Consider the following 12,624-nt stretch of genomic DNA (forward strand, 5'->3'; position numbering starts at 1 on the left):
GCCCCTCAGAGCCCCCAGGACCCCCAGGACCCTCCGACCCTCCAGGGCTTCCCCGACGGGACGGCCGACCCGCTGCGCGACCCGTGGCGGGCGGCCATGCGCCGCGCCCTGGCCGAGGCCGTACGGGCCCCCGGGACCGGTGACGTGCCCGTCGGCGCGGTCGTCCTGGGCCCGGACGGCGCGGTCCTGGGGCTGGGCCGCAACGAGCGCGAGGCGACCGGCGACCCCACCGCGCACGCGGAGGTCGTGGCGATCCGCGAGGCCGCCCGGGCGGTCGGCGAGTGGCGGCTGTCGGGCTGCACCCTGGTGGTGACGCTGGAGCCGTGCACGATGTGCGCGGGTGCGATCGTGCTGTCCCGGCTGGAGAGGGTCGTCTACGGAGCGGTGGACGAGAAGGCGGGCGCGGCGGGTTCCCTGTGGGACGTCGTGCGCGACCGCCGGCTCAACCACCGGCCCGAGGTGGTCTCGGGAGTGCTGGCGCGGGAGTGCGGGGCGCTGCTCACCGACTTCTTCCGCGCCTCCTCCCGTACGCCGTCCCGTACGCCGCGGGGGGCCGCGGAGGGCCGGAACGGCACTCCCCCCGGAACCGATTTCGGCGCACGCCCGACCATGGGCTAGGCTTCCTCCCGGTAGCGTGTCCGAGCGGCCGAAGGAGCTCGCCTCGAAAGCGAGTGTGGGGGCAACTCCACCGTGGGTTCAAATCCCACCGCTACCGCGGCAGTCGAAGGGCCCCCTCCCCGAGGGGGCCCTTCGCCGTGTCCCGCCCCCGCCCGCCCTGCTCCCTCTCCGCTCCCGCCGCGCCGCACGGCGCGGCCCGCGCAACCCCTGGGAGCGCCGGTCGCAGCCGGTTAGACTCTCGCAACCGCTTGGGCGGTTCTGTGTTCGGGGACACCCGGGATGTTCGGGGATGTTCGGGGAGAGGCAAGCGCCGTGGACGTGAAGAAGGTCGTGCTCTACATACTCCTCGTCTTCATCCTGTACTCGATCATCGTCTCCCCCGACCGCTCCGCCGATCTCGTCGGCATCGGCTTCGAGGGCATCTCCAGCGCCGCGAAGGGCGTCGGGACCTTCATGACCGAACTGGTGAACTGAACGGACCGCCCGTACGAGTTCACCCGTACGTGCCCCGCCCCCGTCATTCCGGAGGCACCCCCCGGACGGCCGTCCGCCGTGCGCGCACCGCAACAACACGAAGTTATGCGGTGCTTGCCCACAGTGCATATACCTTGTGATGCTATGACCGCTTTTGCCGGATGAGACAACCGTAAAGGGGTTGGACGAACGGTGGCGGCCACGCAGACCCTTCCCCGGATCCCGACGGGGGCAGCCCCCAGCCGTCGGAGCGCGGAGACCCGCGCCCTGACCCAGGTGCTCTTCGAGCGGCTCTCCGGCCTGGAGCCCGGCTCCTCCGAGCACGACCGGGTGCGCGGGGCCCTCATCGAGGCCAACCTCCCCCTCGTCCGCTACGTCGCCGCCCGCTTCCGCAGCCGCAACGAACCGATGGAGGACATCGTCCAGGTCGGCACCATCGGCCTGATCAACGCCATCGACCGCTTCGACCCCGGGCGGGGGGTGCAGTTCCCCACCTTCGCCATGCCGACGATCGTCGGCGAGATCCGGCGCTACTTCCGCGACAACGTCCGCACCGTGCACGTGCCGCGCCGGCTGCACGAGATGTGGGTGCAGGTCAGCAGCGCGACGGAGGACCTGACCGTGCTGCACGGCCGCTCCCCCACTACCGCCGAGATCGCCGAGCGGCTGCGGATCGCCGAGGAGGACGTGCTGGCCTGCCTGGAGGCCGGGCGCGCCTACCGCGCCACCTCCCTGGAGGCCGCCCAGGAGCGCGACGACGGCATGCCCGGGCTGATCGACCGGCTCGGCTACGAGGACCCGGCCCTGGACGGCGTGGAGCACCGCGATCTGGTGCGGCACCTGCTCGTCCAGCTCCCCGAGCGGGAGCAGCGGATCCTGCTGCTGCGGTACTACCGGAACCTGACGCAGTCGCAGATCAGCGCGGAGCTGGGTGTGTCGCAGATGCACGTGTCCCGGCTGCTGTCGCGGAGCTTCGCCCGGCTCCGTGCCGCAAACTCAATCGACGCGTAACCCTTTCGGGTGACACCCGTACGGGCGCATCACCATCCCGAGCTGTGCAGTTTTATCGACAAGGGGCTACGTCGTGTTGCTGACTTGTGACATTCTGCGAGAAGTGCGTTTGCCGCGACGGCGCCGCCGGTATTGACCGGGAGGTGCCTCCCTCACACCCGAGGGTGCCGCCGCGATCCGTCCGCGACCTCAAGGGGGTGGCATGTCCGTAGAACTGGGCAGCTCGAAGGTGCTCGCCGAGCCCGACACCAAGGCCGACGACGCACCGTACGTTCCCTCAGACTGCGACGCCATCGACACCCGGACCCTCTCCCGCTCCCTGTTCCAGCGGCTCGCCACGCTCGACGCCGACAGCCCGGAACGCGTCTACGTCCGAGACACCCTCATCGAGTTGAACCTCCCGCTCGTGCGGTACGCGGCGGCCCGCTTCCGCAGCCGCAACGAGCCGATGGAGGACATCGTCCAGGTCGGCACCATCGGCCTGATCAAGGCCATCGACCGCTTCGACTGCGAACGGGGCGTGGAGTTCCCGACGTTCGCGATGCCGACGGTCGTCGGCGAGATCAAGCGCTTCTTCCGGGACACCTCCTGGTCGGTGCGCGTCCCCCGGCGCCTGCAGGAGCTGCGCCTGGCGCTCACCAAGGCCGGCGACGAACTGTCGCAGAAGCTCGACCGCTCCCCGACGGTGGCCGAACTGGCCGCCGCCCTCGGGGTGTCCGAGGAGGACGTGGTGGACGGGCTGGCCGTGGGCAACGCCTACACGGCCAGCTCCCTGGACTCCCCCGCCCCGGAGGAGGAGGGCGGCGAGGGCTCCCTCGCGGACCGGCTGGGGTACGAGGACAGCGCGCTGGAGGGCGTGGAGTACCGCGAGTCGCTCAAGCCTCTGCTCGCCAAGCTCCCGCCGCGCGAGCGGCAGATCATCATGCTGCGCTTCTTCGGGAACATGACGCAGTCGCAGATCGGTGAGCGGGTCGGCATCTCCCAGATGCACGTCTCGCGCCTGCTGACCCGTACGCTCGCGCAGCTCAGAGAGGGTCTGATCTCGGAGGAGTGACGGTCCGCCCCCGCGCGGGGCGGACCGGCGCGAAAGCGCTGCGCGAAGACGCGACACGAAGACCGACACGAAGACGCGGACAGCCGCCGGGACGGTACGACACCGTCCCGGCGGCTGTCCGCGTTCACTTCCGTCTCCTCCGCGGCCCCCGTCTCCGGTCGCCCGCGGAGCGGCGCGGCACGGGGCCCCGCCCGGAAGCGCTCAGGAGAGGGCGAACCAGACGACCGCCGCGATGACCGCGAGGACCGCGACGATCCCCACGATCAGACCGACCCTGGGGCCGGAGGACGGAGTCGCGGCGGGCGGGCGCGGCCCGTCCTCGTCGACGAAGGCGCGGAACATCTGGGTGCTGCCGGCCGGGTCGTGGCCGCCTGCCGGACCCTGGGGTGCATGAGGGTTGTGAGCCATGCCTCCGGACCCTAGCGAACGGGCCCGGCGCCGGTCACCCCCGGTCGCGCACCCGCTCCGCCGGCACGACGGCCGCCGCGGCGCTTGACGTACGGCACACCTGCTCTTGGGGAACTGTTTGCCCCCTCACATCCGATTTTATTTGCTTGAGGCAACCAACGAACATATGCTTGCACTAAGCAACGATCTCTGCGGCCGTGAGGAGGACCCGGTGACAGCACACACCTTCTACGAGGACCTGGCCCGGGAACTGGGCTCCGTCGGCACCGTCCGGCGCGAGCTGGCCCGCAACCTGCCGCACGACTGCCCGCCCGCGCCCGCGGTCGTGCTGACACTGCTGGGGCGGCACGGTGAGCTGCGGATGACACAGCTCGCCGATCTGATGGCCATCGACATGTCCGTCACCAGCCGCCATGTCGCGTACGCGGTCGAGCGCGGCTGGGTCGACCGCCGGCCCGATCCCCTCGACGGCCGGGTCCGGCTGCTGCGGCTGACCGGGAGCGGCGAGCGGATGCTGGCCGAGATGCACCGCCGCACCAGCGACACGCTCGCGCACCTCCTCGGCGACTGGCCGGAAGAGGATGTGGCCCGTCTCACCGAGCTGCTGGCGCGACTGCGCGCGAGCTTCGGCGACTGCGGCTGCGGCTGCCGTACCGCCCGCGGCACCCGCCACCTCCCTCCGCAGCACGCGGCCGCCGCGCACGACTGATCACCCGCGCACCTCACGTACCGCACGTACCCCCACGCACCTCAAGCACCACCGGGCCCGAACCGCCGAACCGCTGTACCGCCGAGGCCCGCCCCGCCGTGCCCGGGCACAGGCCGCCCGGACCGCAGACCCACGGCGTGCCGTGACACGCCGCCCGACGCCGGAAGAGACACGGAAAGCAAGGAGCGCATGGCAACGTCCACACCCTCGGAGGCACTGAAGGGCGACACCGCCCGTACCGCCCCGGGCGCCGAACAGGTGCCCATGACGCACCGCCAGATCATGGAGGCGCTGTCCGGGCTGCTGCTCGGCATGTTCGTCTCGGTCCTGTCCTCGACGGTCGTCTCCAACGCCCTTCCCCGGATCATCTCGGACCTGGGCGGCGGCCAGAGCGCGTACACCTGGGTGGTCACGGCGGCGCTGCTGACCATGACCGCCTCCACCCCGCTGTGGGGCAAACTCGCCGACCTCTACAGCAAGAAGATGCTGGTCCAGTCGGCCCTGGTGCTCTTCGTCCTGGCCTCCGCCGGGGCCGGCCTGGCCCAGGACACCGCCACCCTGATCGCCTTCCGGGCGGTACAGGGCCTGGGCGCGGGCGGTCTGGCCGCGCTCTCCCAGATCATCATCGCCGCGATGATCCCCCCGCGTGAGCGCGGCCGCTACAGCGGCTACCTGGGCGCGACCTTCGCCGTCGCCACCGTCGGCGGGCCGCTGCTCGGCGGTGTGATCACCGACGCCTCCTGGCTCGGCTGGCGCTGGTGCTTCTACGTCGGCGTGCCCTTCGCCGTCCTCGCCCTGATCGTGCTCCAGAAGACGCTGCACCTGCCCGTGGTGAAGCGCGAGAACGTGAAGGTGGACTGGCTGGGCGCCTCCCTCGTCACCGCCGCCGTCTCCCTGCTGCTGATCTGGGTGACCCTGGCCGGGGACCGGTACGACTGGCTGTCCTGGCAGACGTACACGATGGTCGGCGCCGCGCTCCTGCTGACCCTGGCCTTCATCCTCACCGAGTCGCGCGCCGCCGAACCGATCATCCCGCTGAGCCTGTTCCGCAACCGCACGATCACGCTCACCGCGCTGGCCTCGCTCTTCGTCGGCATCGCGATGTTCGGCGCGACCGTCTTCCTCAGCCAGTACTTCCAGCTCGCCCGCGGCGAGTCGCCGACGATGTCCGGCGTGCTGACGATCCCGATGATCGGCGGGCTGTTCCTCTCCTCCACCGTCTCCGGCCTGGTCATCACCCGTACCGGCCGCTGGAAGGCGTGGCTGGTGGCCGGCGCTGTCCTGCTGACGGCCGGGCTCGGCCTGCTGGGCACCATGCGGTACGACACCCCGTACTGGCGGATCGCGCTCTTCATGGCCCTGCTGGGCACCGGCGTCGGCATGATGATGCAGAACCTCGTCCTGGCCACCCAGAACCAGGTCGCCCTGGCCGAGCTCGGCGCGGCCAGCTCCGTACTCGCCTTCTTCCGCTCCCTCGGCGGTGCGGTCGGCGTCTCGGTGCTGGGCGCAGTGCTCGCCCACCGCATCACCGACTACGTCACCGACGGCATGACGAAGCTGGGCATCCGGCCCGAGGGCGCGACCGGCGGCAACGGCAGTGCCATCCCGGATCTGGACGCCCTCCCGGGCCCGGTCCGCACGGTCGTCGAGAGCGCATACGGCCACGGCGTGGCCGACATCTACCTCTACTCCGCGCCGATGGCGGTGATCGCACTGCTGCTGGTGCTGTTCGTCAAGGAGGTGCCGCTGCGCACCCGGCTCGACGGGCAGACCGACGCCGGGGAGGAGGAGCGGCAGCCGGAGAAGGCCACCGCCACCACCGGCCGGACCGTCTGACTCCCGCCACCCGGCAGTCCCCGCAGGGCCGGAACCGCGTACGCGGTTCCGGCCCTGCTCGGGGCGCTCACCCTGCCGGGGCGTCGGCCGGACGGGTCCCGATGTTTCCCGTGAAACATCGCGGTACGACAAATCCCCGCTCCGGGCGAACGACTGCCTCCCGGCGGGCTATCGCGGGCAGCAGGTCCCAAGCCCCCTCGCCTCCGGCGCACATGCGAGAGGCCCCGCCGTACCCGGCAGGGCCTCTCACTGCTGCGCGCTCGGCAGGATTCGAACCTGCAACCTTCTGATCCGTAGGCGGGTGTCAGCTCACCGTGCCCCCTACGGGAAGTAGACGCTCGCCAGCTCGCAAAGCCAACGAGTTCACCAGTGTCGCTCGCGGTACGTGGACGTTGATGTCAGCAGTTGATGTCAAGCGCTCCTACCAGGACAGCGCTAGCACCTCACTCACCACCAGGGTCAAGCCCCCTGAAGCTCCCGCGATGTTCGATTAAAAACATCATGATTTGGAGAACTAAAACAGCATATGACCTGCTAAGTTAGTGTTGTCTCATCCCTTCGATCGAACAGAGTGGGGCGCTGGACGGTGAGTGAAATTTGGGGTACAAATATTCCTCATGGGATCACCCCTCATGCTTCGCATCATGGCGAGCGAGTACGAGACGGAGCTGTCTTTGCTTCGTCACCTTCTGGACGACGCCGTCCAGAAGGTGGCGTTGATGAACAGCGATGCAGCGCAGCCACCAAACGGGCCGGCGATGTCGGCCCTCGCCCGGACCGAGTTGATCGCTGCTTCTCAGTCATCGCTCGCCGTTCGCAGGTCTCGTATGGAGATCCGCGAGATGGGAACCGCATGGGTGCGCGTGCGACTCGACGGCGCCCCGGTGCAGCCCCGACTGAGGATGCGGCCCCCGGCCGCGAAGCAGGTGGAAGCCTTCCTGTTCGACGAGGAGACGCTGCGAGGACCCGCCGGGTCCATCGTCCTGCTCTGGAATTGGGACGGATTCGCCTCTTTGCGCTCTCTGACCCTAAGTCGAGTGAAGTCCATGAAGCGTTGGGGTATCTCCTGCGACATCCTGGAGGAGATTCAGATCCCTGCGCTGTCGGCTGGTACGGTCGAGAGCCCCTTGGTCGGCATTCCACACGGATCGCGCAACGAGGACGACGACCTGAAGGATGTCGTCAGCGTATGGGACAACGAAGAGGATACTCGGTCGGAACAGGAAGTGTCCGACACCCGCGACGAGGACAACCGCGATGACGACGAAGGCAACTCCACTCTGGGGGGACAAGCCTGACGTAGAAATTTATGGGGAGCGACTGCGAGATGCCCGGCTTATTCAACGCCTGCGATCTGGTGAAGTAGCGGAAGAGGCCGGCATCTCGCAATCGTGGTACTCAAAGCTTGAGCATGCCATCTCTACAACAGTGGAGTGGAAAAAGGCCAGCGACCTAGCTCAAGCCCTTGGGTTCCCCGTAAATTTTTTCGCATCACCACCGGTCACCGCAGTGCAGCGCGGAAGTTTGCTGTTTCGCGCGAAGAAAAGCCTGTCCAAGTCGGAAGAAGATCAGCTTGTGTCTTGGTCACGCCTTGTAGGGGACCTCGTCCATGCAGCTGAGCCACGCCTCCGCCTGCCCCTCCTGCGAGTACCTCGGATTCCCGCCGAGATGCCTCCAGCCGATGCCGCGCGTGCAGTCCGTCAGAATCTCGGCTTCTCTCGTGATGAGCCCATTCCTCACCTAATAAGAGCCTTGGAGAGAGGTGGCGTATACGTCGCCACTATCGACTTTGACGGTGATTTGCACGCTAAGAACCACGACGCATTCTCAACGTGGATTGGAGCGATGCTCGATCGGCCGTTGATTGGCATTCGAGCAAGTGACTCTTGGGAACGCACGAGAATGTCAGTTGCTCACGAATTGGGACACTTGGCGATGCATCAGGCTCGCCGCGAGGGTGATCTCGAAGCCGAGGCATACTCGTTTGCCGCAGAGCTTCTAATGCCATTCGATGTACTAAAACGTGAGTGGCCAAGGAGCGTGACTCTTATGTCACTCCTCCCCCTAAAGAAGATCTACGGTATGTCCCTGGCTTCTCTCATCGAACACGGATACCGAAACAGTCTCCTCTCAAGCACGCAGAGGACTAGCCTGTACAAGCAGCTGTCCAATAGGAGAGACCCACTATCTGGCGAGCGTATGCGAGTACGTGAGCCTGGATGGCGCGACCGGGAAGTCGAGCGACCAAAACTGGTCGCCACAGTTGCAGAAAAGGCTTTCGGGTCTGACCTCACTATCGAAATGCTGGGGGATAAGGTCTTCTCGTGGAGGGTCGACTTTTTGAGGACTCTATTGAGCGGACAGGTTACCGAGTGGGCCAAGAAAGTCAGCAAGATAGAAGACGAGGGGGCTTCATTTAACTCCTCGCTAGCTGATGTAATTCCCCTCGATTCTCGATTCCGCGCAAGGGCCCAATAAAGCAATTTGAAGGTAGATCACTGCCTGCCACCCTGCGGTATCTAAGATCGCGGGGTGGCAGGCAGAGGACGGCTAGCCTAAGTTTCGGTCTGCTCCAGAATCTCGTTCGATCGTCAATCAGACCGGGCGCTGGAATAGGGCCCCTGACCTGCGATGAGGAAGGTCCACGATGCGCACGAGAGTGAAACCAACGGCCTTGTAGTACTGGTGCAGTCCTTCGTTGTCCTTCCAGGCGTCCAGACGAAGCCAACGCTTCCCTTGTACTGCGGCACGATCTGCGGCCCATTCCAACAATTTTCCACCGACTCCAGTACCGGCCGCTTCGCGACTCACGGCCATACGGTGCACATAGAGTGCAGCCCCCGGCTCGTCGTCTGGGCTCCAGAATTCCGGATCCGCGAAGTCATCTACCTGGATAGTCGCGATCGGCTCGCCGTCCTCGAACGCAAGGAAACACACACCCTGCTCCAACGCAGCCACGATGCGGTCACGGTGCGGCGGGTACTGCCACTGATCGATACCTCGTGAGGCGAGCCAGGAGGATGCCCCGCGCAACAACGATTCCACGGTGCCAAGTTCGTCAAGGCGACCGGGGCGAATGATCAGGTTTGTCATGCGTCCTCGTTTGGCGCTTCGCGTTGCCGCTCGTAAGAGATGACATGCCGGTCGCCCGGGAGCACGGTGACAGCAACGCGCACAGGCTGACCCTCGACCGTGTATCCAGTGAGCACGTGGACGCCGACCGGTGTCCCAGGGCCGAGATCCAGACGGCGCACCTGCTCCGGGGTGGGCATTCGGATATACAGCTCATCCAGTGCCCGAACCTGCCGATAGCCAAGTTCCGCCAGTACCTCGTTGGCACCACGGCCGATGTCCTCGGGACGCATGATTTCCGAGTCCCGCACGATCGCAAGCGGGTAGTAGCTGTCATTGATGTTGAACGGCTCGCCGTCCAGGTAGCGGACCCGCTTCCGTACGGCGACAAGCTCACCCGGCTCCAGGCGAAGCCGTTTGGCGACTTCCTCAGGTGGCTCCACGATCGCCACCTCGATCTGCTGGCGCGGCTCACGCCCCTCTGCCGAGTACTCGGTCATGAAGGCGTCCATCTCCGGCGAGTACGGCCGCTTCCGGAACTCGGCTTGAGGACGGAACACCATCGGCCGGCGACGCCGGACGAAGTGACCCTGCGGGCGAGCTGAGATGACAAGCCCCTCGTTCACGAGCTGAGCGAGCGCCTTGCGCACAGTCTCCCGGGACACGCCGTACTGATCGCGCATCTCCGCTTCCGTCGGAAGCTTTGCATCTGGCGCAAGCTCCCCGGACGTGATCTGCTCTCGCAGCGCGTCCGCAATCTGCTGATACATCGGGTTTCGTCCGAGTCTGGTCACTGCCATACCTCCCATAGAAGCCGCAGGCTGAGCGCATTGTCCAGTCAATGCAGCCAATGCCCTTGCGGTCAGACGGGCGCTCTGCCAACATCCTGTCTGTAGCCATTGTACGGACAATGGCTACAGCGCTTCGGGCATTCCTGTGCTCTCTCGCAGGGGTGCGCGGAGTGAAGGGCCCCGGGACAGAGCGGGGCGAGGGACCCGGACCCCTGGTCAACCGGAGGGCGAGACCGAAAGGTCACCGTCTCGCACGCCTGAAACGGGAGCACGCTCCCGAAGGCGAGACACCTTCTCACCTGACCGCAGCACCTCGTGTGCTGCGGCCGGTTGCCTCCGCTGCTCGTCTCGTACGAGCAGCGTGGAGGGGAGCCGGACACCCTTTCCGCTCTACGGCCTGCGGCCCCGGTGCTGGAACACCGGGGCCGCCTTGCTGGGCCGTTCCACCTGCTAGGGAGATCACGACCCATGAAGCACATCGCTGCACTTCGGGCGGTTGTTACCGCCGATGCGGCCGGCGGGGAGCCGTCGGCCGCCGAGCTGGACGCGATCGAGCGCGAGATGCCGCTGATTCTGGCGGAGGTCGAGCTGCTGGACGCGCACATCACCACCCTGGACCGCACCCCGTCGGAGCTGGACGCCCGCCGCATCCGCCGGGCCCGGCGCCGGGTGCTGGCCGCCCGCGCCGCGCTGGCCAACCGCACCACCGAGACCGCCGGAGGTGCCGCGTGAGCGCCACCGAACGCACTCTGGTCGCCGCGCATGCGGAGGTGAAGGCGGAGATCGCGCGGACCGACACCAAGACCGGTCTGCTGCTGGCGTTCGTCGGCGCCGTCTTCGCCGGAGCCTGGACGGTCGCCCGTGACGTGCCGCTGAACTGGCCCGCCGTCGTGGTGGGCGGTTACGGTCTGGCGCTGCTGCTGGCGGCGGCCGGTCTGCTGCTGCGGTCGGTCCGCCCGAACCTGCGCGGTCGGCACGGCTTTCCGCTGTGGGCCACGCTCACGGCCGAGGAGATCACCACCGCTGTGGAACGGGACCTTGCGGCCGACATCGCCGGGCTGTCCCGGCTGGCGGTCGCCAAGTTCACGAACCTGCGCCGCGCGGTCGACCTCACCCTGACCGGCGGCGCGATGCTCGTCCTCGCCGCGCTGCTCACGGCGGGAGGTGCGCTGTGAAGACGCTGACCGCGCAGATGGCGAGCAACGGCGGGGCGTGGCGCCTGTACGTCGTGGTGTACGGCGAGAGCCAGTGGCCCACCGTGCGGTGGGAGTCCGGCCCGGTGCCCACCGGGGCGCAGCGCCGGGAAGCTCTGGCCTGCCTGGGGTACGAGGTCGCGCCCGGCGCGGCGTGGTCCTGGGAGGAGTACAGCCAGGAGCACGGCGACGACAGCACTCCGGTCGTCCTGATCGCGGCCGTGGACGTGCGCGAGCAGGAAGGGGCCACCGCATGAGCGCCAAGACCGTGCTGCCGGCCGTCGCGATGACGGCCGTGTCCATGGTGCTGACCCTGGCCGTGGTGGTGATGTGGCTGGGCAAGGCCGTGCCCTGGCCGGTGGCGGTGGTCGTCGGGCTGGGCATCGACGGCGGATGGCTGGCCACCCTCGCCTACGAGCGCCGCCTGGCCGCGCAGGGCGACCACAACCGCACCGTGACCGCCGTGGGCTGGTCCTTCGGCCTTCTCGCCACCGCCGTCCTGGTCGCCCACGCGGTCACCGCCGAGCACTCCGCCGGGGCGTGGCTGGCCGTGGCCTGGCTGCCGCTCGCCGCCAAGGCTCTGTGGCTGGTCCATGCGATGTGGGAGCGCACCGCCCTGACCCCGAACGCGCTGGACGCCATCCGGGGCATCCAGCAGGAGGCGCGGGATGAGGCGGCGGTGGCCCGCGCCCGGCTGCGGGCCGAAGCGTCCACCGAGGAGACCCGTCTGACGGCCGTGACGGCCGCCGGGGCCCGCGTCGCCCGCGTCCAGGCCAAGACCGCGCAGACCCTTGCCGGGGCGTGGTCGACGCTGGAGACGGCCCGGCAGGGCGAGGACACCGGCCGGGCGCTGACCAGCGTGACGACCCCCGTCACACCCGACGACACGGCCCGCTGGGAACTGCCCGTGTGGGGCCCGACCGAGCCGGTTCCGGCGCTGGAGACGGCCGCCCCGGCGCTCACCGATGAGGCGCTGGACGCGCTGGTCCACCAGATCCGGCACAGCCAGACCCCGCCCCTGTCCTACCGGGAGATGGCCACCCGCTTCCGCGCGGCCGGCCACTCCGCCTCCGAGGTCCGGCTACGGGCCGCCTGGAAGCGCGTCGCGTGATGGCCGCGCTGCCGGTGTTCCGGTGGCGCCTGGCCCCGGACGGCTACGCCACCCGCCGCCAACTCCGCGCCGCCGGTCTGCGGCCCGGCGGTCAGGGCGTAGCCGCGCAGCTTGAGCGGCCGCGCCGCCGCCGGGGGCCGCTGGTCGCCTACCTCTACCGCGTCGACCTGGCCAAGCCGGTGCGGCCGATGACCCCGGCGAGGTGGGCGGCGCTCGCAGCGGCGAACGCCGCCCGCCGCCTCTGCCCCGCCTGCCGGACCGATGCGGGCTATGTCATCCCCGCCTCACTCGGCATGTGCGTGCCGTGCGCCTACCCCGACCCCGCCGACCCTCCGAGGAGTACCTGA

At 68.3% G+C, this 12,624-nt stretch carries 15 protein-coding genes, 1 tRNA gene and 1 pseudogene; 14 read left to right on the forward strand and 3 right to left on the reverse strand.

Going from position 1 to position 12,624, the window contains the following annotated elements:
• Positions 1-96: 96 nt before the first annotated feature.
• The 5 genes from tadA (at position 97) to QPK52_RS12160 (ending at position 3,157) form a co-directional block, all read left to right on the forward strand.
• Positions 97-618: a tRNA adenosine(34) deaminase TadA gene (tadA, locus tag QPK52_RS12140; RefSeq protein WP_410540308.1), complete on the forward strand. Its 522-nt coding sequence runs from the start codon at positions 97-99 to the stop codon at positions 616-618.
• Positions 619-628: 10 nt separating this feature from the next.
• A tRNA-Ser gene (locus QPK52_RS12145) sits at positions 629-715 on the forward strand.
• 182 nt (positions 716-897) lie between these two features.
• The gene (locus tag QPK52_RS12150; RefSeq protein ID WP_410537476.1) at positions 898-1,092 is read left to right on the forward strand and encodes a hypothetical protein; all 195 of its coding nucleotides are present in this window, start codon (positions 898-900) and stop codon (positions 1,090-1,092) included.
• Between the two features lie 192 nt (positions 1,093-1,284).
• The gene (locus QPK52_RS12155; RefSeq protein ID WP_410537477.1) at positions 1,285-2,103 is read left to right on the forward strand and encodes an RNA polymerase sigma factor SigF; all 819 of its coding nucleotides are present in this window, start codon (positions 1,285-1,287) and stop codon (positions 2,101-2,103) included.
• Between the two features lie 202 nt (positions 2,104-2,305).
• Positions 2,306-3,157, forward strand: coding sequence for an RNA polymerase sigma factor SigF (locus tag QPK52_RS12160; RefSeq protein WP_410537478.1), 852 nt, complete (start codon positions 2,306-2,308; stop codon positions 3,155-3,157).
• 201 nt (positions 3,158-3,358) lie between these two features.
• Here QPK52_RS12160 and QPK52_RS12165 read toward each other — a convergent pair whose 3' ends face one another.
• Positions 3,359-3,565, reverse strand: coding sequence for a hypothetical protein (locus tag QPK52_RS12165; RefSeq protein ID WP_410537480.1), 207 nt, complete (start codon positions 3,563-3,565; stop codon positions 3,359-3,361).
• A 211-nt stretch (positions 3,566-3,776) separates the two neighbouring features.
• Here QPK52_RS12165 and QPK52_RS12170 point away from each other — a divergent pair, with 211 nt between their 5' ends.
• The 4 genes and pseudogenes from QPK52_RS12170 to QPK52_RS12185 all read left to right on the forward strand — a co-directional run bounded on the left by QPK52_RS12170 (position 3,777) and on the right by QPK52_RS12185 (position 8,588).
• Positions 3,777-4,274, forward strand: a complete 498-nt coding sequence (locus tag QPK52_RS12170; RefSeq protein ID WP_410537481.1) for a MarR family winged helix-turn-helix transcriptional regulator — start codon at positions 3,777-3,779, stop codon at positions 4,272-4,274.
• Between the two features lie 189 nt (positions 4,275-4,463).
• Positions 4,464-6,388: pseudogene (locus QPK52_RS12175) on the forward strand (MFS transporter); the annotation flags it as partial.
• 366 nt (positions 6,389-6,754) lie between these two features.
• On the forward strand, positions 6,755-7,408 hold the full coding sequence (locus QPK52_RS12180) for a hypothetical protein (RefSeq protein WP_410537482.1): 654 nt from the start codon (positions 6,755-6,757) through the stop codon (positions 7,406-7,408).
• Positions 7,368-8,588, forward strand: coding sequence for a helix-turn-helix domain-containing protein (locus QPK52_RS12185; protein WP_410537483.1), 1,221 nt, complete (start codon positions 7,368-7,370; stop codon positions 8,586-8,588). The genes QPK52_RS12180 and QPK52_RS12185 overlap by 41 nt, the downstream gene beginning before the upstream one ends.
• Before the next feature lie 117 nt (positions 8,589-8,705).
• Here the strand turns inward: QPK52_RS12185 and QPK52_RS12190 are convergent, their stop codons facing one another.
• Complete coding sequence (locus QPK52_RS12190) at positions 8,706-9,203, reverse strand: GNAT family N-acetyltransferase (protein ID WP_410537484.1); 498 nt, start codon at positions 9,201-9,203, stop codon at positions 8,706-8,708.
• Positions 9,200-9,982, reverse strand: coding sequence for a GntR family transcriptional regulator (locus QPK52_RS12195; RefSeq protein WP_410537485.1), 783 nt, complete (start codon positions 9,980-9,982; stop codon positions 9,200-9,202). Before QPK52_RS12195 ends, QPK52_RS12190 begins: the two co-directional genes overlap by 4 nt.
• Before the next feature lie 459 nt (positions 9,983-10,441).
• Between QPK52_RS12195 and QPK52_RS12200 the strand changes: the two genes are divergently transcribed.
• The 5 genes from QPK52_RS12200 to QPK52_RS12220 are packed head-to-tail and all read left to right on the forward strand — an operon-like array spanning position 10,442 to position 12,624.
• Positions 10,442-10,705, forward strand: coding sequence for a DUF6284 family protein (locus QPK52_RS12200; RefSeq protein ID WP_410537486.1), 264 nt, complete (start codon positions 10,442-10,444; stop codon positions 10,703-10,705).
• A complete protein-coding gene (locus QPK52_RS12205; protein ID WP_410537487.1) occupies positions 10,702-11,148 on the forward strand; it encodes a Pycsar system effector family protein in 447 nt (148 codons plus the stop codon). The genes QPK52_RS12200 and QPK52_RS12205 overlap by 4 nt, the downstream gene beginning before the upstream one ends.
• Positions 11,145-11,423, forward strand: coding sequence for a DUF6303 family protein (locus QPK52_RS12210; protein WP_410537488.1), 279 nt, complete (start codon positions 11,145-11,147; stop codon positions 11,421-11,423). Before QPK52_RS12205 ends, QPK52_RS12210 begins: the two co-directional genes overlap by 4 nt.
• On the forward strand, positions 11,420-12,277 hold the full coding sequence (locus QPK52_RS12215; RefSeq protein ID WP_410537490.1) for a protein spdB: 858 nt from the start codon (positions 11,420-11,422) through the stop codon (positions 12,275-12,277). Before QPK52_RS12210 ends, QPK52_RS12215 begins: the two co-directional genes overlap by 4 nt.
• Complete coding sequence (locus QPK52_RS12220) at positions 12,277-12,624, forward strand: RRQRL motif-containing zinc-binding protein (protein ID WP_410537491.1); 348 nt, start codon at positions 12,277-12,279, stop codon at positions 12,622-12,624. The genes QPK52_RS12215 and QPK52_RS12220 overlap by 1 nt, the downstream gene beginning before the upstream one ends.

Source organism: Streptomyces sp. KL2, assembly GCF_046529545.1.
GTDB classification, from domain to species: Bacteria; Actinomycetota; Actinomycetes; order Streptomycetales; family Streptomycetaceae; genus Streptomyces; species Streptomyces radiopugnans.